Annotated in this window: 20 protein-coding genes; 1 reads left to right on the top strand and 19 read right to left on the bottom strand. The window is 41.5% G+C overall.

What is annotated here, in order from left to right; genetic code table 11:
* Positions 1–19: 19 nt before the first annotated feature.
* The 6 genes from MHH23_RS08575 to MHH23_RS08550 all read right to left on the bottom strand — a co-directional run bounded on the left by MHH23_RS08575 (position 20) and on the right by MHH23_RS08550 (position 4,578).
* A complete protein-coding gene (locus tag MHH23_RS08575) occupies positions 20–154 on the bottom strand; it encodes a YrzI family small protein (protein WP_008342648.1) in 135 nt (44 codons plus the stop codon).
* 649 nt (positions 155–803) lie between these two features.
* Complete coding sequence (locus tag MHH23_RS08570) at positions 804–1,034, bottom strand: YrhC family protein (RefSeq protein WP_061420905.1); 231 nt, start codon at positions 1,032–1,034, stop codon at positions 804–806.
* Positions 1,035–1,106: 72 nt separating this feature from the next.
* A complete protein-coding gene (locus tag MHH23_RS08565; RefSeq protein ID WP_340959307.1) occupies positions 1,107–2,255 on the bottom strand; it encodes a bifunctional cystathionine gamma-lyase/homocysteine desulfhydrase in 1,149 nt (382 codons plus the stop codon).
* Position 2,256: 1 nt separating this feature from the next.
* The gene (locus MHH23_RS08560; protein WP_024718360.1) at positions 2,257–3,180 is read right to left on the bottom strand and encodes a PLP-dependent cysteine synthase family protein; all 924 of its coding nucleotides are present in this window, start codon (positions 3,178–3,180) and stop codon (positions 2,257–2,259) included.
* A 45-nt stretch (positions 3,181–3,225) separates the two neighbouring features.
* Positions 3,226–3,921 (bottom strand): 5'-methylthioadenosine/S-adenosylhomocysteine nucleosidase, encoded by a 696-nt coding sequence (gene mtnN / locus MHH23_RS08555; protein WP_340959305.1) that lies wholly within the window; start codon positions 3,919–3,921, stop codon positions 3,226–3,228.
* Between the two features lie 15 nt (positions 3,922–3,936).
* Positions 3,937–4,578: a class I SAM-dependent DNA methyltransferase gene (locus MHH23_RS08550; protein WP_340959303.1), complete on the bottom strand. Its 642-nt coding sequence runs from the start codon at positions 4,576–4,578 to the stop codon at positions 3,937–3,939.
* A gap of 187 nt (positions 4,579–4,765) precedes the next feature.
* Between MHH23_RS08550 and MHH23_RS08545 the strand changes: the two genes are divergently transcribed.
* Positions 4,766–4,972: a YrzA family protein gene (locus MHH23_RS08545; RefSeq protein WP_024718362.1), complete on the top strand. Its 207-nt coding sequence runs from the start codon at positions 4,766–4,768 to the stop codon at positions 4,970–4,972.
* Between the two features lie 142 nt (positions 4,973–5,114).
* On the opposite strand, the gene MHH23_RS08540 is transcribed toward MHH23_RS08545, so the two are convergent.
* The 13 genes from MHH23_RS08540 to ruvX form a co-directional block, all read right to left on the bottom strand.
* Entirely contained in the window at positions 5,115–5,777 is a 663-nt protein-coding gene (locus tag MHH23_RS08540; protein WP_007501430.1) for a YrrS family protein, read from the bottom strand.
* Positions 5,778–5,844: 67 nt separating this feature from the next.
* The gene (locus MHH23_RS08535; RefSeq protein ID WP_340959301.1) at positions 5,845–7,587 is read right to left on the bottom strand and encodes a peptidoglycan D,D-transpeptidase FtsI family protein; all 1,743 of its coding nucleotides are present in this window, start codon (positions 7,585–7,587) and stop codon (positions 5,845–5,847) included.
* Between the two features lie 50 nt (positions 7,588–7,637).
* Positions 7,638–8,111, bottom strand: coding sequence for a transcription elongation factor GreA (gene greA, locus MHH23_RS08530; RefSeq protein ID WP_007501433.1), 474 nt, complete (start codon positions 8,109–8,111; stop codon positions 7,638–7,640).
* A 647-nt stretch (positions 8,112–8,758) separates the two neighbouring features.
* On the bottom strand, positions 8,759–9,391 hold the full coding sequence (udk, locus tag MHH23_RS08525; protein ID WP_007501435.1) for a uridine kinase: 633 nt from the start codon (positions 9,389–9,391) through the stop codon (positions 8,759–8,761).
* 7 nt (positions 9,392–9,398) lie between these two features.
* Entirely contained in the window at positions 9,399–10,667 is a 1,269-nt protein-coding gene (locus MHH23_RS08520) for a peptidase U32 family protein (RefSeq protein ID WP_017358097.1), read from the bottom strand.
* 20 nt (positions 10,668–10,687) lie between these two features.
* Positions 10,688–11,617 carry a peptidase U32 family protein gene (locus MHH23_RS08515; protein WP_340959300.1) on the bottom strand — a complete coding sequence of 310 codons (930 nt, stop codon included), beginning with the start codon at positions 11,615–11,617 and terminating at the stop codon, positions 10,688–10,690.
* Positions 11,614–12,279 carry an O-methyltransferase gene (locus MHH23_RS08510; protein ID WP_024718364.1) on the bottom strand — a complete coding sequence of 222 codons (666 nt, stop codon included), beginning with the start codon at positions 12,277–12,279 and terminating at the stop codon, positions 11,614–11,616. The genes MHH23_RS08515 and MHH23_RS08510 overlap by 4 nt, the downstream gene beginning before the upstream one ends.
* 212 nt (positions 12,280–12,491) lie before the next feature.
* Positions 12,492–13,574, bottom strand: coding sequence for an endolytic transglycosylase MltG (mltG, locus tag MHH23_RS08505; RefSeq protein WP_039167101.1), 1,083 nt, complete (start codon positions 13,572–13,574; stop codon positions 12,492–12,494).
* Positions 13,575–13,647: 73 nt separating this feature from the next.
* On the bottom strand, positions 13,648–14,736 hold the full coding sequence (locus tag MHH23_RS08500) for an acetyl-CoA C-acyltransferase (protein ID WP_113767037.1): 1,089 nt from the start codon (positions 14,734–14,736) through the stop codon (positions 13,648–13,650).
* On the bottom strand, positions 14,724–16,181 hold the full coding sequence (locus tag MHH23_RS08495; protein ID WP_340959299.1) for an acyl-CoA synthetase: 1,458 nt from the start codon (positions 16,179–16,181) through the stop codon (positions 14,724–14,726). Before MHH23_RS08495 ends, MHH23_RS08500 begins: the two co-directional genes overlap by 13 nt.
* A complete protein-coding gene (locus MHH23_RS08490; protein WP_024718368.1) occupies positions 16,181–16,747 on the bottom strand; it encodes a biotin transporter BioY in 567 nt (188 codons plus the stop codon). Before MHH23_RS08490 ends, MHH23_RS08495 begins: the two co-directional genes overlap by 1 nt.
* Positions 16,748–16,903: 156 nt before the next feature.
* On the bottom strand, positions 16,904–17,188 hold the full coding sequence (locus MHH23_RS08485; protein WP_017358102.1) for a DUF1292 domain-containing protein: 285 nt from the start codon (positions 17,186–17,188) through the stop codon (positions 16,904–16,906).
* A 15-nt stretch (positions 17,189–17,203) separates the two neighbouring features.
* On the bottom strand, positions 17,204–17,620 hold the full coding sequence (ruvX, locus tag MHH23_RS08480) for a Holliday junction resolvase RuvX (protein ID WP_003216519.1): 417 nt from the start codon (positions 17,618–17,620) through the stop codon (positions 17,204–17,206).
* Between the last annotated feature and the right edge of the window lies 1 nt (position 17,621).

Raw genomic sequence — 17,621 nt, 5'->3', positions numbered from 1 at the left:
CATGTTTTTATTGTCCTTTTTAGTTCATGTACTTTAGTTGTTTCTGCTTCATTTCTTCATAAAATGTTTCGACTTGTTGTTCATAAAGAACGGTTTCAATGTCCTTGTATTTACGTTGGATCGTCAAAGTAATAAAAAATAAATGGATTGTCATATACGCTCACCTCCCTTCAGTTCGCAGCACGCGAAATAGCCCGCAGATCTTCTTTATCAGTTGACCTGCGGGCACACAAAAACGCAGATCAAAAGACAGTGTCTTCTAACCTGCGATGGATGATACGTGAAATCCTCGTTTACTTAAACAGTTTTGTAGCGTGAACCGTAAAAGGTAAAGGAAGGACACGAGCTCTTCCACAGGCTGATGACATGATGAAATTGGTTGTTGAATTGATCACAAGTAGATACGAATAACATATTCTTCAGCCTCCTTTACGTTTTTAATTACTTTGTAAGTATATCCAGCGAGCACCATTTTGTAAACCTGTTTTTAGTAAATTAGATGATTTTTGTGTGTTTGACTAAATTTCTACAGTGATTCTTGTCCGATTATCCAGTGCAATTAAAAAAAAGTTTCCTCATCACATGAGGAAACTTCAGAATGTTGACAAAGGGCTAAAATGAACTTGATTTTAGCCCTTTGTCTTCTTTTCAGCGTGATAGAAAACCTTTGAATTCTAGGAAGGACGAGTACCGGCGCGGAGCGAATTTGACATTCGTGAGCACCGGCACGCAGGACTGACAAAGAATGCGAGGGTTTGTCTACACGCTGAAAGTCTCCTCAACACATGAGGAGACTTTTCGACTTAATCTTCATCAAGTTCTTGCAATTTCTTTTGAAAAAAGATCGCACGTTTCACGCAAAGAAAAGCAGCCAATAGGAAAACACAATCAACTGCCATCATCAGCATTTTTGGTGATGCTTCTATGTGCTGATTTGGTAAAATCGTACCAATATATAAAAAGGTGCTGACAGCAAGCAAAATAAAAGCGTATTGCTTGTAATCTGTCACTAAACCATCCCACTTTTTCTTCACTTGTTTCACCTTCCCGTTATCAATGTCTATTGATAGCTTACCATAGTGAGAGAAAGTGAGGGGCATGTAAATCTATCCATTCGTTACTGCGTCGAGCCCTTTTTCAATATCATGTAATAAGTCATCAATATCCTCAATACCGACAGAAATACGGATTAAACCATCTGTGATACCAAGCTCTTCTCTGCGCTCTTTTGGAATGGATGCATGGGTCATGCGAGCAGGAACAGAGATTAAACTTTCAACCGCCCCTAGGCTTTCTGCGATTGTAAACAATTTCAATTGGCTTAAAAACACGTCGACATTTTCTTCTTTTCCAATATCAAAAGAAATCATACCGCCAAAGCCTGTTGCTTGAGTTTTTGCAAGCTCATGACCTGGGTGAGCGCTTAAACCTGGGTAATAGACACGTGTAATCGCAGGATGCTGTTCTAAAAACTCAGCGATTTTCTGCGCGTTTTGTTGATGCGCTTCCATTCTTAGTCCGAGCGTTTTCATCCCTCGCATTAGAAGCCACGCATCTTGCGGTCCAAGAATACCGCCTGTAGAGTTTTGAACAAAGTGCAGTTCTTCACCAAGCTCTTCAGTAGCTGTCACGACAAGTCCGCCCACCACATCACTATGGCCGCCTAAATATTTTGTGGCACTGTGCAAGACAATGTCAGCCCCATATGAAATCGGCTTTTGAAAATATGGGGTAAAAAACGTATTATCGACAATCATCAAGATGCCAGCTTCTTTTGTGATCCGGCTTATGGCTTGTAGATCGGTCATTTTCAGCAATGGATTGGTTGGTGATTCAATATAGACGGCTTTTGTTTCTGGTAAAATTGCTTTTTTCACCGCTTCAGGATCACTTGTGTCTACAAATGTGGCTTTAATGCCAATCCGGTTGACCACCTTTGTCATCACACGATAGGTGCCGCCGTACACGTCGTCAGTCAGTACGATATGATCTCCGCTGTTAAACAGCATCATCACAGCTGTAATTGCAGCCATCCCTGAACCGAATGCATAGCCGTTTGCCCCGCCTTCAAGATCACGAATGACTGTTTCCAGTGCTGTTCTTGTTGGATTCGCAGTTCTGGAATATTCATATCCAGTGTGCTCGCCTGCTTTAGGCTGCTTATAGGTGCTGACTTGGTAAATGGGAACAGACACGGCTCCTGTTTTTTCATCACCAGTGATTCCACTATGAATCATCATTGTTTTTGGCTTCATTTTATTTTCCTCCCTCATAAATACCTTTACTTAGATAACGTTCACTGCTATCAGGAAAAATGGTCACGATCACTGTCCCAGGTGATGCCTTTTTCGCTTCCTCTAAAGCGGCAAATAGAGCGGCTCCAGAAGAGCTTCCGAGCAGAACACCTTCCTTTTCAGCTGCTTCTTTCACCATTCGGAAAGCATCATCGTCACTGACGGTATAAATCTCGTCAAATAAAGTCGATTCCATATAATCTGGAATAAATTCAAGGCCAATTCCTTCCGTTCTATGCGGTCCCGGCTTTCCGCCATTTAAAATAGATCCTTCTGGTTCCACGATCACTGTTTTTAGCGCTTCTTTTTGCTCTTTTAAATAGGCAGCACAGCCTTGAAACGTTCCGCCAGAGCCCGCTCCTGCTACAAACACGTCTATGTTCCCTTGGAGGTCAGACCATATTTCTGGCCCGAGCGTTTTATAGTAAGTCAATGGATTTACTTGGTTTTTAAATTGTAAGACGCAATAAGCATTGTCAAGGCTTGCCTCTAGTTCAAGGGCTCGATCAATCGCACCCTTCATCCCATCTTTTCTTGGTGTATGAATAATCTCTGCACCAAGCGCCTTCATGAGCTGTTGTTTCTCTTGACTAAAATGTTCTGGTACACAGAAGATCGGATGCAATTGATGTTTTCTTGCACTTAGCGCAAGCCCGATGCCTGTGTTTCCTGCAGTTGCTTCAATAATGGTTCCGCCTGGGCGCAGTTTGCCCGATGCCAGCGCTTCTTTAATCAGCATATCACCTAAGCGATCCTTAATACTTCCGCCTGGGTTCATCATTTCAAGTTTTGCATAAACATCAACACCTGCCGGCACACCCATCCCTGACAGTTTTAAAAGCGGTGTGTGGCCAATTAATTCCGTAATATCATGTATGACAGCCATATAAATCCCTTCCTTTGTATGGAAAAGAAGGGGAAACCCCTTCTTTTATTGTGTTTGCTTTATCATACGCAGGACAAGGTCTGTTGAGTGAATCGCTGCTTGCTCTAGAAATTGATCAAAAGAGATATTGGATTCTTTCCCAGCAATATCCGACAACGCTCGAACGACCACAAATGGCGTTTCAAATAGATGGCAAACTTGCGCAACTGCAGCTGCCTCCATTTCCACTGCATACAGCTCTGGAAATTTCTCTCTCACAAACGCGACACGACCAGGATCATCCATAAATGAATCTCCTGTTGCAATCGTTCCTTTTGCCACTTGAATATGATCGATTTCTGAAGCAGATTCCTCTGCAAGCTTCACAAGCTGATCATCTGCGATGAAAGCAGCTGGTAATCCTGGCACTTGTCCATATTCGTAATTAAAGATCGTCACGTCCACATCATGATGTCTAACATCTGTAGAGATGACAATATCACCTACATTTAATGAGTGATGGAAACCGCCAGCTGATCCTGTATTGATCACATAATCTGGCTGAAAGCGGTCAAGCAGAAGTGTTGTGCTGACCGCTGCATTTACTTTTCCAATCCCTGATTTTAATAAAATCACTTCTTTCTCTTCATAAACACCTGTTGTAAATTCACACCCAGCGATGTTTTCTTGTGTGGCATTCTTTAGTTGGTCTCTTAAAATCGTCACTTCTTCTTCCATTGCACCTATCACTGCGATTTTCAAATCAAAAACATCCTTTCATTCCCTTTTCTTCGCTTCTACGATCCACACAAAATCATTCATTTGATGAAAAGATGTGCTAAAACCTTCTTCTTCAAAGATTTGCTTTAACACACCTATGGATGGATAATATTCCGTTTCTAAATCCTCTGCAAGCTGATCGAATCCAGCGGCTTTCGCTTTGTTCGTTTCAGCTTGATGTGCTGCTTGATTTTGAAACATTGTATCAGCAAAGACTATTTTACCACCTGAGGGAAGGATGTTGCCATAGGTGTGGATGGCTTGTTTTTTTTCTTCGTCCATTAAATGATGGAAAGCATATGAACTGACGATCGTATCAGGCTCAAAAGGCGGGGCTGGAAACGATAAAAAATCTCCGTCATGAAATACATTTGGTATTCCTTTTTGAAGAGCCGCTTTCTTCATGGCCTCTGAAGGTTCAACACCAAACACTTTCTTATCTGCTTGAAGCAGTGCCGCCGTTAGGTTTCCTGTGCCGCTTCCAAACTCAATGACATGTTGACCTGCACGGCGAGCAATCTCTTTTAGAATGGCCGGATACCGGCGAAACACTTCTTTATACTGCTCGTCATGACCACTTACAGTGTCATCATAAGATTCAGCCCAATGATCAAATAAAGAAAGAAACTCACGTCCCATTTTTCTTTCCCTCCACTTTATCTATTTATTCCTATACGTATAGTATGTTTTATTCCGTCGAACAGTTCCTATCCTACCACATCTTCTGATTCTTTCCTACTAAAAAATACTGAGTGGGGTGGGAAAATATTTGCCCTTTTGAATGGGAGAGATTATGATGAATCTAGAGCATGGAGGGATGAATGAAATGGATTTTCAACTGGATTTTTTAAAGGACAAAATTGAATTTTTTGAAGCAACGTCTTTAAAAGAACTTGAACAAAAGATCCAAAAACAAATTGAACATAATCAGGCGATCTTGCTGACTGTTCATTCTGTAAGTCATCAAACGACTGTCATTGATGATAAGATTTTGTATACAGCAGTTGTTCATTTTAAAGCGAATGTCTCATAAAAAAAAGATCAGCGTATAGGCAGTCAGGTCTGTGCGCCGGTGCTAGTCCTTCCTAGACTGCAAAGGTTTTCTATCACGCTGAAAAGAAGAAAAAGGCTAAAATGAAGTTCATTTTAGCCTTTTTGCATGCATCTTTTTTATTTTATTTTAATTTTTCAACCTTCACAGGTTTCCAGCCTTTTTCGTCCACCCACGTAATTTCTACACGGTAGCGTTCACCTGTTGATTTATCACGGATGGTTCCTTTTGCATCTTGAGGTCCTCCGTTATTTCCTAACCAAATAACAGTCATTTGATCTTCTGAGATTCCTGTCGCATAGGACATGGCTTTGATCATTTCTTTCCAGTCTTTTGAGTTAGCATCATAGGTTGCTGTATGTGATCCCGATTGCTCTGTTCCTACAGGCTCCCAGTTATCGTTTTCATATGTTTTGTCTACGTCACTTGTTTTACCGCCATCTGTTTCTGTGGCATCTTTTAACGCATCTTTGTTTGGCTCTTCTTCATCATCTGTTTTCTTTGTATCGTCTTTTTTGTCAGATGAATCGTCTTTTTTCGCATCCGCATCATCGGATGTATCTTTCTTTTGATCTTTCACATCTTCTTCTGAGTTTTGTTTATTTTCACTCGATGCAGGTGCTGTTTTGGATGGTTCGTTGGCTACATCTTTCGGTGGTCTATTAAAAATTAACAAACTCGATGCGACAACCAAAATAAGCACCACAACGATACCAATTAATATGTTAAGCACCATATTCGCCTTTCTGCGCTTATCACGATGTTCAAATCGAGAATTTCTACTCAAAATCTCTGCACTCCTTTGCCTCTGTTCCCTAAGTCGTTACTATTCTAACATGACATGAAGGGATGTTCTATGTCTGTTTCTTTTCAATTTCATTGACCTTTTTTACAATATCATAAAACGCTTCATTTGTCTTAGCCCGGCCACTTGCCTCATCAAGGTGAACAACGACGAGAGCGTATGTTGGTTTTTCTGCCGGAAAGTATCCGGCAAACCACTTGTGATAAAGTGGATTCCCCTGTTTATCTTTGCTGCCGGTTTGGGCAGTGCCTGATTTCCCTGCTATATGGAACGGCAGGTCTTGAAATCTTCTTCCTGTTCCTTTGTCAGACGTCACCACCTGCCTTAAGTACTTTTGCAAGGTTTGAGCTGTATAGCGGTCAATACTGTCACCATCAGGTCGTTTGTTTTGAAAGGATAGCATCGTTGTTCCGTTTTGATACATCACTTTATCTGCAATCCTCACTTCTTTTCGTTCTCCACCCCTTGCAATCGTTGCCATCATATTGGCAATTTGTAAGGGAGTTGTTTTGACATTTTTTTGACCAATCGCCGTTTGCGCAATGGCTTTTTTGACATGCTTGTCTCTTTTATCTCCCCACACACTGCCTGTTTCTTCACGATCAAACTGTTTGAATTGTTGCTTATGGTATACATCCCCTTCCCAGCCGGCTCGACCCACAAGCCCAAGCTTTGAAGCTGTCTTTTCAAGGATTTGATCATCTGTTTGGATGAGCTGCTCAGCGAGTGTCGCAAATGTATAATTACAGCTTTGCGCAAAGCTTTCAGACAGATTCAGTACTTCCTGCTTTCCTTCTGGCTCTCCATATAAATTCTTTCGACAATCATACATCGTTTGTGGCTGGTTCAAGTTTTTTTCAATCGCTGCGGCAAGTACGACCGTTTTAAATACAGAACCGGGAGCCATTGCGGTCAGCATGTAATTTCTTGCCTCATGGCGGTTTTTGCTGGTCACATTTGGAACACTCGCCATCGCCAGCATACTGCTATTTTGAATGTCGAGCAGAACCGCTCCGCCTTTTTCAACACCTTGTGCTTTGAGAACATTCTCCATTTCCCTCTGCATGTCTTCGTCCATGGTTGTCTGCACTTGCAGCGGATAAAACGAATGAGCTTCTGCTGTATATTTGACGTCCATCCCAAACAAAGGGTTTCCCCTTCCGTCCACATGATATAACAATTTTGTGTCTTGCTCTGGTAATAGAAATTCGTCAAATGTACTTTCCAAACCGAATGTACCGATCTCAGTGCGGATTGAAAGCTCTTTTTTGTCCGGATAACGTTTTCTCAAGAGTTCTGGATTCTCGCTTGTGAAACCTAATGTGTGGAGGGCAAGTCTTTTTTTGTCCTTCTCTTTCATATATACGCCGTAAACACCTGAATATTTCATATCATTGATGTCTTTTAGCTTTTTTTTCGTGATATCATCTTTTAAAATGAGTGGTTTCTTCGTTTCTGTCAGCTGGCTCTTCAATTCATCTTCTTCCATCTCAAGTATAGAAGCGGTTTGCTTTAAGTGAGAGAGGTCATATTGCAGGAAAGGAAATATGATGACCGCAGGCTCTTCTTTTGTGAGAAGTGCCTCGCCGTTTCGATCTAAAAATTCGCCGCGTCCGTCTGAAATGACTACTTCTTCTGTCCGCTGCCTGACACTTTCTTGGATCAAATTAATATCAAGCTTTGAAAAAGATTCTGTGAAAAACAACTGAATTTCCGCTAGTCTAAATAGGAGACCGAGCAATAAGATAAAAATAATGACACCTGTCCATTGGATTCTTCTTGTTTTCAGCATAAAAACACCTCGTCCCTATTGTGGACGAGGTGTTGATCGTATAAACGTAATTATGAAATTTTTACAATTTGGACGAACATTTCTCCGCCAGGTGTTTGAACCGTGACTTTGTCGTCTACTTGTTTGCCTAAAAGGCTTTTTGCAATTGGAGAATCGTTTGAAATTTTACCTTCAAACGGATCAGCTTCTGCACTTCCTACAATCGTATAAGACTCTTCTTCACCGTCCGGTAATTCAACGAATGTCACCGTTTTACCGAGTGAAACAATATTTGAGTTACCTTCATCTTCAATAATTTTGGCATTACGAATCATATTATCAAGCGTTGTAATACGACCTTCTACAAACGCTTGCTCTTCTTTAGCAGAATCATATTCCGAGTTTTCAGAGAGGTCTCCAAAACTTCTAGCGATTTTAATACGCTCTACAACCTCTTTACGTTTAACCGTTTTCAAATATTCAAGCTCTTCTTCTAATTTGCGCTTTCCTTCTTCTGTCATTGGAAATACTTTCTCTTGTGCCATGAATCATTCACTCCTTCTATTAATCCTCATCATACAAGCTTTCTGCATGTGAGTGACGACTGAAATATACAAGAATGAGGACATATTCCGGCCCTCATTCCTTCTGTCCCATATTCGTAAAAGTCCATCTTACATGGCGTCCCTTTTAGATGCAACTATTATGCCTTTTTATTAGGCAGGAACAGCAGCGGTCTCATGATGATATATTATCTTCATCGCACAAACTGTGGAAAGGCACAGGAAGCTCCTGTACCTCGTTCGGCCATTTCGATCATATGTAGAAGAATAGCTTATCCATTCTCCATCTTCCAATACATAATATGGTCAGTGTACGATATGTCTATGCTATATTATTACAAAATTGCATTTTGATCAAGAATTGTTTGAAAATTTGTGATGATTTGTTTGTCGTTTTTTTAATATACTTTTACAAAGCAGGAATAACTGAAACTTTCAGCATCCCATCGTGATTTTCCTGTCTCCATTTCGCAGCATTGTTTTCCTATCATATCAAATCTTTTACTCAGGGACTGCTTCTTACAATGCTCACTGATAATTTCGGACTAGCCATTACTAAAGTATTGACTACAAGAGCATGATGTTGAAAAGACCTTTACGTCGTAAAGGTCTTTGTTCTTCTCCACCATTTACTCTCCGCGGTTTTGAAGAATCGTTTGAATTTTTGTCACCATGAGGTCAATGGCCACATGATTTTGACCGCCTTCTGGGATGATGATATCGGCGTATCGTTTTGACGGTTCAATGAATTGATTGTGCATCGGTCTGACGACAGATACATATTGTTCAATCACGGAATCAATCGATCTGCCTCTTTCTTTCGTATCACGTAAAATACGGCGAATGATCCGAAGATCTGCATCTGTATCCACATACAGTTTAATATCCATTAAGTTTCTTAGACGTTCGTTTTCAAGAGCAAAGATTCCTTCAACGATGATGACATCTTTGGGTTCAACATGTACCGTCTCTTCTGAACGTGTGTTTAGTTTAAAATCATAAATCGGTTTTTCAATGGACTCGTACTTTAACAGCGCTTCTACATGCTCAATCATCAGGTCATTGTCAAAAGCAAGCGGATGATCATAATTGGTCAGCAGGCGCTCTTCAAATGGCATATGACTTTGATTTTTATAATATAAATCTTGCTGAAGCATGAGGATTGAATGTCCTTTAAATTTTTCGTAAATGGAATTGGTGACGCTCGTTTTACCTGAACCCGAGCCGCCAGCGATTCCAATCACCACTGGTTTTTTCCCCATGTGCCGGTTATTTCCCCTTTCTCATCATGTTGCTAGGGTATACTTTTTGATCAAGCTTAAATTTCACAATTTGCAGTGGATGACGAGCTGCATCGAGTTCGTTCCCTTTTTCGTCCCAAATCGTCTCAATCTTGCATGTGAAATTTTCAATTTCTGGACCGAAAAATTCAACTTCGTCGCCAGCTTTAAAGAAATTACGCTGCTGTAATGTGACAATTTGTTCTTGTTCATCATAATGAAGTACAAGACCGACGAAATCAAAGGTCGTTTTCTTTCCGTGAATGCCAAACATTTGTTCATCCGTTCCTGGTACACCTTCAAAAAAGGCAGGAGCCGTGTCACGGTTGGCACATTTGTCTAATTCATCGAGCCATTCTTGTTGAATGACGAAATTGTCTGGATCCGCACAGTAAGCATCAATGACTTTACGATAGACACTGACAACTGTTGCTACATAATGAATGGACTTCATTCGTCCTTCGATCTTTAAGCTATCAATTCCCATTTCAATCATTTGCGGTATGGATTCGATGAGTTTTAAATCTTTTGGACTCATCGCAAATGGTGCGTCTTCTTCACCGAATAAAGGCGCTTCCTCAGAGCCTTCTAGTTTATAAAGATCATAATCCCAGCGGCAAGATTGGCAGCAGCCTCCGCGGTTTGAATCTCTCGCTGTCATATGGTTACTGAGCACGCAGCGGCCAGAATAAGCAATACACATCGCCCCGTGAATGAACGTTTCGATTTCAATATCCACTTTTTCTTTCATTTCTTTAATCTCTAGGGCGCTTGTTTCACGTGCAAGGACCACACGCTCGAGCCCTTCTTCCTTCCAAAACTGCACCGCTTTCCAATTTGAAAGAGACTGCTGTGTGCTCAAGTGAACTTCAAGCTTTGGAGCTACTCGTTTGCATGTTTCAATGATGAGTGGATCAGCGACAATAATTCCCGCTACACCGGCTCCTTCAATCCCTTGAAGATATTCTTCCAGCCCGTCCATGTTTTCGTTGTGGGCGAAAATATTCGTTGTCACATAAATGCGAGCACCGTATTTGTTCGCAAATGCGACACCTTCTGCCATTTCTTCAATTGAAAAGTTATCTGCATTTGAACGAAGTCCAAATTCTTTCCCACCAATAAAAACAGCGTCTGCTCCATAATGCACAGCAATTTTTAGTTTTTCTAAGTTTCCTGCTGGCGCTAGCAGTTCTGGTTTTTTTGTAATGACACGTTTTCCATCGATCACTTCAGAAATTCCATCTTTTAAAAGTGCCATTTCCTCTGCCTCCTTTTATCTTAATAAACCGTTTCTTTAAAGAAGAACCCTGTATCGATTGAACGGTTGACAGGCTGGATCTCTTCAATACGCTCCACCCATTCATCTTTCTGATCTTCATAGGCTTCCTTATCAGTCACTAGTAAATCAATGGCTTTTCGATAGAGGGATGTCACCTCTGTCATATAAGAAAGTGACTTTAAAATTCCGTCAATTTTAAATGAGTCAATGCCTGCGTCGACAAATTCTTCTAATTCATCAATCATACATACATCATTTGGACTCATAATGTGTGTGCCATTTTCATCCTCAAAAATAGGATATTTGTTTTGACGCTCCTGGTCGTGAAGGAATAGACCTTCTTCCATATTTCTGCCTTCCACGTCCATTTGTTTGCCTTGATATTCAAAATAGTTGCCAACAAGTGTCCGTTTGGATTGGAACATACAGGTCATGCCGTGGACTTGAATTTCAATCTCCACTTTGGCGTTTTCTTTGATATCAATCACGCTATCCATATTGAGTTCTTTGGCAAGAACAGCACGTGTTGCGCCTTTTCTGCCCCAGTAGTTACAAGTGTAATAGTTTGTCCCAGTTGTTTCTGTACTCCAGTGCAGATTCAAGTTGACACCTGTTTCTTTTGCGGCCATGATCACTGCCGGATCTCCAAAAACGACACCATCCACGTTTAACCCATCGAGAAAGGTTAAATAATCTCCAAGCAGTGCCACACGGTCATTATGAAAAATCGCATTCATGGCGACATATACTTTTTTGTGATGTGCATGTGCGAGTTGAACCGTTTGTTTCACATCTTCTCTTGAAAACTCACCTGCAAGACGGATTCCATATGTTTGTTCACCTATTAAAAATGCGTCAGCACCCGCTTCAATGAGCGGCAGTACATCCGACACCTTGCTTGGCGTCACAAGCAATTCTGGTTTTTTCATGATTGGTCACCTCTTTTTGTACTAATAGCGATCCCATCTCCAACCGGAATGATACACGTTTGGTAGTCAGGATTTGACATCAGCCATTGATTGTATCGATCAATTTTGCCTATTAATTGTTTTTTTCGTTTATCTTCAATTTCTTCTTCATAATTTGTCGCAACTAAGCCTTTAAATAATACGTTGTCTGTAATAATCATTCCGTCATCGGACAGCATCGGTTCAAACAGCTCAAAAAAGCGTTGATACTGGCCTTTTGCCGCATCAATGAAGATCACATCATAGGGCGCCATCGTCTGAACCGTTTTAGCTGATTCGATCGCATCGCCAAAAAACACGTGAATTCTATCTTTGAAATGTAATTCTTCAATATTTCGTGTCGCTTCCTCATAACGTTTCGCATTTCGCTCAATCGTATAGATTTCAGCATCTGGCAGAGCTTCTGCCATTCGAATCGCTGAATAGCCAATCGCTGTCCCAACCTCAAGAATTTTCTTCGGTTTTTTCAAAGAAAGCAGCTGCAATAACAGTTCAATGCTCACCTTTTCCATGATTGGCACATGATGCTCTTTCGCATACTCCTCTAATTGAGCGATGGCATTAGGACTCGGCTCAATTAAATCTTCAATATAATCATTTATTTGATCATCTTCGATTGTCATTATATGTCTAGCTCCTTCATGACCTGAAAAAGAAGAGTCCTGCCTGCTGCAGCTCTCTTTCTCGTCAATCTTTCGTTCATCTAAGTAAAAACAACCCGATATATTTTACCACAAAGATGTGGTAATTGCGAACCTATAAAATGGATATAACAACGAAAAAAACTGCAGGCAATTTCACCATTGTCTACAGTCTTTTTCCTTTCACATGAGCGCTAGTTGCTGCCTGTGATGTATTTCGCTTTTGCTTTGTTGTGCTCATTTAACGTTTTCGTAAAGACGACTTCCCCATTTTTCTTTGCTAGGAAGTAAACAAAATCTGTTTTCTCTGGATGGAGTGCTGCTTTCCAAGAAGATTCTCCAGCATTGGCAATAGGTCCAGGCGGCAGCCCTTTGTTTGTATACGTATTATAAGGTGATTTCACTTTTAAATCTTTGTAATAAACACGGGACTTATGCTCGCCAAGCGCATAAAGAACGGTTGGATCTGTTTGAAGCGGCATGTCCTTTTTCAACCGGTTATAAAACACACTTGAGATTTTTGACCGGTCTGTTTTTTCGGTTGCTTCCATTTCTATCAGGGATGCCATCGTTAGGACATCATGGATGGACATCTTTCTCTTTTTCATGTCCTTTTCATACGTTTTCACATATTGATCTGTTTGTTTAATCATCGTGTCAATGATGGTTTCAAGTGATTCATCCTCACGATAAAACGGATACGTCGCCGGGAATAAATATCCCTCTAACGGATGCTTGACCTGTTTCCCGTTCACTTGTGATGTCACCGTTTTCGGGTATTTTTTCATCAATTTTTTAATAAAGGCTGGATCATCCAGCTTCGCTTCAACTTCCTTCGCTGAAAAATTCGTCTGGTTTGCGATAATAGTTGCAATATCAGACAACTGTTTCCCTTCAGGTATCACAAGCTGAAATGCGTAATCTGTCCCGCCAGATGTCAGCTTTTGAATTAGCTGATCCGCATCCATTGTTTGTTTGAGATGAAAATAGCCCGCTTTAAAGCCTGACGCTTTTTTGTACTTTGCATAGTAAGTGAAAATCGTGTCATTTGAAATCAGCTCTTTTTCTTTTAAAATGCTCGCAATTCCACTGACAGATGTCCCATTTGGAATATGAATATTAATGGTTTGTTTGCTTTTTTGATCGACCGGCCCGAGTGCTGATTTTACATATAAAAAACCTGATAATGCTGCAATGATGATCACAGCAAGTACAGATAACAGGACGATCCCCATTTTTCGTTTAAAAAATGGTCGTTTCTTTTGTTCTGAAAACATGCATGGCCCTCCTCACATCTAGCTTTTATAGTACATGATTCGACGGAGTTCGGCAATTACTTGCTCATGCATGTCATGACAAAACTTGCCATAGTGAGGCTAAACCGACACCGCCTCCACTGCCAATTGCAGCCATGACATAACTTCCATTCGGTAAGGCACGGGCTTCGTAAAACAGTCTCACCATCATAGCAGCTCCCGAGGCGCTATATGGATGACCAAGACAAAGCGCACCGCCTCTTTTATTGATACGGTCATAAGGAATACCTAGTGTCCGGGCAATGAGTACTACTTTGAGCGCAAACGCTTCATTGATTTCAAAAAGTGCAACATCTTCTATCTTCACCTGTTCTTTATGTAAAAGTTTCTTGATTGCATCAATTGGTGAAGCAGCAGGATAATGCGGGTCCATAGCGGTCACGGCACTCCCGATATACCGCAGCATAGGGCTGAAGCCTTTTGCCTCCGCTTCCGCTCTTTCCATCACAACGACGGCAGCTGCACCATCTGCTTCTTTACAGCTATTGGTCACAGTCACAGTACCTTTGCCTGGTAAAAAGACAGGTTTTGCCCGCTTTATCAAGCTTGCAATCGGTCTTATTTTAGCTGCCGCTTCATCTGTACTCATCCCGCCAATCGGAACAATTTCTTCTGAATACGTTCCTTGCTTGAATGCGGTTATACTTCGTTCCCAGCTTAAAAGTGCATAGTCATCTTGCTCTTGTCTCGCAACTGAAAATCTCGACGCCGTCAGCTCTGCCGCTTCCCCCATATGAGGGTCCCCTATCCACTCTGGAGAAAAGCGGGCCCTTTCTTTCATTGGTGACCGAGAAATGCTTTCCGTTCCACCAGCGATATACATTGATCCCTCCCCCGACTGAATCATGATGCACGCTGTTCTAATGGCTTCAAGACCGGAAGCACACTGCCTATCAATGGTCATACCCGGAGTATGTAATGAAAGCCCTGCTTCTAACGAGGACAGACGGGCAATGTTGCCACCACCCCCGACGACATTGCCTAAAATGATGTCATCTGGCTTGGTCACGTTTGAAAAATGCTGGATCAAGGGCGCAGCTAGATGCTCTGGCCGGTAATCCTTCAACATTCCATTTTTCTCACCGAAGGGCGTCCGCTTCGCTTGTACGATCACTGCTTGCATGATAATTGTTCCTCCGCCCACTTTTTCATACTGGCACGAGCGATTTTCCCTCCTGATGTTTCGATCATTTTGTCCGTGACGAGCCATTTTTTTGGTACTTTGTATGCCGCTAATGTTTCTTTTACAGCTTGCCGAATGGTTTTTGTTTGCTGTACATTCTCAATAATGGCAACAGGGATTTCGCCCCAATATGGATCAGGAAGTCCCATCACGATTGACCGATTCACCTCTGGCTGTTCATTCAGCACACGCTCAATTTCCTCTGGAAAAATATTCAGCCCCCCATAGACAATCATGCCATTCTCGCGGCCGCTCATATACAAGTAACCATCTTCGTCGAGCCACCCCATGTCATATACGGTCAGCCACTCTTCGGGCGGCTTTTCATCTTGTAAATAGCCTGAAAAAGACATTGGGCTTTTCACATAAATTCTCCCTATTTCATTTGGCTTGCAAACGGTTTGATCTGCCCTCCTGACTTCAACCTGAATAGAAGGAAAAGGCTTTCCGACAGAAGTAGGCTTTTGCAAAAAGTCATCTGAAGATAAATAGGAGACAAAACTCAATTCTGATGTTCCATAAAAATCAAAAAATGTGATGTGAGGATAGCGGTTGACGAGCTGTTTTTTTGAAGAGTTTCCCCAATCTGCACCAGAAGACAGGACAAGAAGCGGATTCTTTCCGAAAGCATCCATTTGCAGTAACGATTCTGTCATGGTCGGAACCGTATAAATAACCGTGATGTCTCCTCTTTCTAAGATGTTCTTTGCTTTCTCTGGCACAAATTTTTCTAACAATGTCACGGTGCCCCCGAAATAAAGTGTGCTGATCGCACCGTATAAAAAATGAGAGGATAAAAGTGTGCCCAAAATCAGTACATGATCTTTATGTGTGATCCCAAAGACGGATGTTGTCATTTGAAAGCTCTCGATCCATGACTGCTGGCGTCTTATAAAGGCTTTGGGCGATCCCGTTGATCCTGAAGTAAATCCCATATAAAAAGCAGGATCTTCCTCCGTATCACTTTTGTTCGATTGAACTCTTATGCTGAGGCTGATTCTTTCTTTCCATTCAGATAAAGAGAGCACTGGCATATCCAGCTTGTACTTTTCAACCCTTTTGATATATCGATCTTCCACAATGACAAGGTCCGCATCGCTTAATAAGAGCCTTTCCGCGCATTCCTTGTCACTCCACCGCGGATCAAGAGGCACCGCTGTCCACCCTGCAGAAGCTGCGCCAGCAAATAGTTGGAGAAACGGAACACCATTTGATACTAAAAAAGAGACTCTTTTTTGCTGATGAGGCGTTTCTTTTAACCATTGTGCAGATGACTTCACACGCTCATGCCATTCTTCATAAGTGATCTGCTCTTTTTCATCTCTGATCGCCATCTGATCTGGCTTCACTTTTGCATGAGCTGCATAGCTTTCCGTTATTCTCATCAAACTGCTCGCCTCCCTCTATGTAAGTCCCTTTTTCGATATGACATCGCTTGAATGATTTTCACCGTGAAGACGGCACATATCCCTGCTTTGATCAGATCACCCGGTAAATAAATGACGCTGAACAGAGCTGCTTGCGTGATCTTTATATGCATCATCATGGCTTGAAAGGGAATTCCGCCTATATATAATATCCCGATACTGCATACCGCATAGATTAAAAATAGTCGTAAGGCCGTCACTTTCTTCAGCCGGTTCAGCCACAGACTGATCATAAAGGCAGCCACTGGATAAGCAAGTAAAAAACCACCGCTTGGCCCAAAAAAGACCCCTATTCCGCCTCTCCCTCCAGATAAAAGAGGTGCGCCTGCTGCCACTATTAGAAGAAACAGAAGTAAACTAATCAGGGCTTGCTTTGGTTTTAACAGCCCTCCAGCAAGCAAAAGACCTGCGGTTTGTAAGGTGATTGGTACAGGTGTAAACGCAAGAAAAATAGGCGGAATCAATCCTAACATCCCAATAACTGCTGTCATGAATGCCATTTGCATCATATCGTGAATTTTCAATTTTCATACCCCTCACTCGATGTTTTTGATAAAAATAGCGTAAAAGGTCGAGTGATATATGTCAACTAAATTTCAATAATAGTTTACATATAGAATGTAAAAAAAGACCTGTGAAGAAAGATCACAGAGATCATGTTCACAGGCCTTTTATTCGTTCTATTCTTCTTCGTCTTCTTGATCTAAGAACGTATTTAACGTTTCTTCAATCATGTCCCACTCTTCATCCGTTTCAATTGGCTCTAATTCGCCATCTTCACCGTCTTCGTTTGGTGTGAAGCTTGATGCATGAATTTCAATTTCTTCGTTATCTTGTTCAGAAATTGGGTAGTAAAGAACATATGATTTGTTAAAATGGTCGCTTTCAAAAGTAAATAGTACTTCGCAAAGCTGCTCATTTCCATTATCATCAACGATTGTAATTTGCTTTTCTCCGTGTTCCATTTGATTCACCTCATTTTAATTTAAGCTGTCTAAGTACCCTTGAAGGATCATAACAGCCGCCATTTTATCAATGACTTTTTTACGCTTTTGTCTGCTCACATCTGCAGAGATGAGCATTTTTTCTGCTGCCATCGTTGACAGACGCTCGTCCCAAAGCACAACAGGAACATTGTACGTGTTTTCTAACACTTTCGCAAATGATTGGCTGGCCTCGCCTCTTGGACCGACCGTACCGTTCATATTTTTTGGAAAACCAAGTACAATTTTATCCGTTCCATATTGCGAGACGATCTCAGACAGGCGGCTGAGACCAAAGTCTCCGCCTGCTTCATCAATTTTAATGGTTTCAATCCCTTGAGCTGTCCATCCCATTTCATCACTGATTGCCACACCAAGGGTTTTCGTGCCTAAATCTAAGCCTAAAATTCTCATG

Origin of the sequence: Bacillus sp. FSL K6-3458 (assembly GCF_038005045.1) — a bacterium.
Taxonomy (GTDB): Bacteria; Bacillota; Bacilli; order Bacillales; family Bacillaceae; genus Bacillus; species Bacillus altitudinis.
Note: the sequence above shows the minus strand (reverse complement) of the source record. Positions and strands in the feature narration are given on the sequence as shown.

What these genes read in the sequence shown, in the direction of transcription:
- MHH23_RS08550 (WP_340959303.1), bottom strand. Translation starts at nt 4,578, where the DNA reads ATGGGACGTGAGTTTCTTTCTTTATTTGATCATTGGGCTGAATCTTAT.
- MHH23_RS08560 (WP_024718360.1), bottom strand. Translation starts at nt 3,180, where the DNA reads ATGGCTGTCATACATGATATTACGGAATTAATTGGCCACACACCGCTT.
- mltG (WP_039167101.1), bottom strand. Translation starts at nt 13,574, where the DNA reads ATGTTTTCAGAACAAAAGAAACGACCATTTTTTAAACGAAAAATGGGG.
- MHH23_RS08565 (WP_340959307.1), bottom strand. Translation starts at nt 2,255, where the DNA reads ATGAAGCCAAAAACAATGATGATTCATAGTGGAATCACTGGTGATGAA.
- MHH23_RS08500 (WP_113767037.1), bottom strand. Translation starts at nt 14,736, where the DNA reads ATGCAAGCAGTGATCGTACAAGCGAAGCGGACGCCCTTCGGTGAGAAA.
- MHH23_RS08535 (WP_340959301.1), bottom strand. Translation starts at nt 7,587, where the DNA reads ATGCTGAAAACAAGAAGAATCCAATGGACAGGTGTCATTATTTTTATC.
- MHH23_RS08515 (WP_340959300.1), bottom strand. Translation starts at nt 11,617, where the DNA reads ATGAAAAAACCAGAATTGCTTGTGACGCCAAGCAAGGTGTCGGATGTA.
- MHH23_RS08520 (WP_017358097.1), bottom strand. Translation starts at nt 10,667, where the DNA reads ATGGCACTTTTAAAAGATGGAATTTCTGAAGTGATCGATGGAAAACGT.
- MHH23_RS08485 (WP_017358102.1), bottom strand. Translation starts at nt 17,188, where the DNA reads ATGGAACACGGAGAAAAGCAAATTACAATCGTTGATGATAATGGAAAT.
- MHH23_RS08510 (WP_024718364.1), bottom strand. Translation starts at nt 12,279, where the DNA reads ATGACAATCGAAGATGATCAAATAAATGATTATATTGAAGATTTAATT.
- ruvX (WP_003216519.1), bottom strand. Translation starts at nt 17,620, where the DNA reads ATGAGAATTTTAGGCTTAGATTTAGGCACGAAAACCCTTGGTGTGGCA.
- MHH23_RS08545 (WP_024718362.1), top strand. Translation starts at nt 4,766, where the DNA reads ATGGATTTTCAACTGGATTTTTTAAAGGACAAAATTGAATTTTTTGAA.
- MHH23_RS08575 (WP_008342648.1), bottom strand. Translation starts at nt 154, where the DNA reads ATGACAATCCATTTATTTTTTATTACTTTGACGATCCAACGTAAATAC.
- MHH23_RS08495 (WP_340959299.1), bottom strand. Translation starts at nt 16,181, where the DNA reads ATGAGAATAACGGAAAGCTATGCAGCTCATGCAAAAGTGAAGCCAGAT.
- udk (WP_007501435.1), bottom strand. Translation starts at nt 9,391, where the DNA reads ATGGGGAAAAAACCAGTGGTGATTGGAATCGCTGGCGGCTCGGGTTCA.
- greA (WP_007501433.1), bottom strand. Translation starts at nt 8,111, where the DNA reads ATGGCACAAGAGAAAGTATTTCCAATGACAGAAGAAGGAAAGCGCAAA.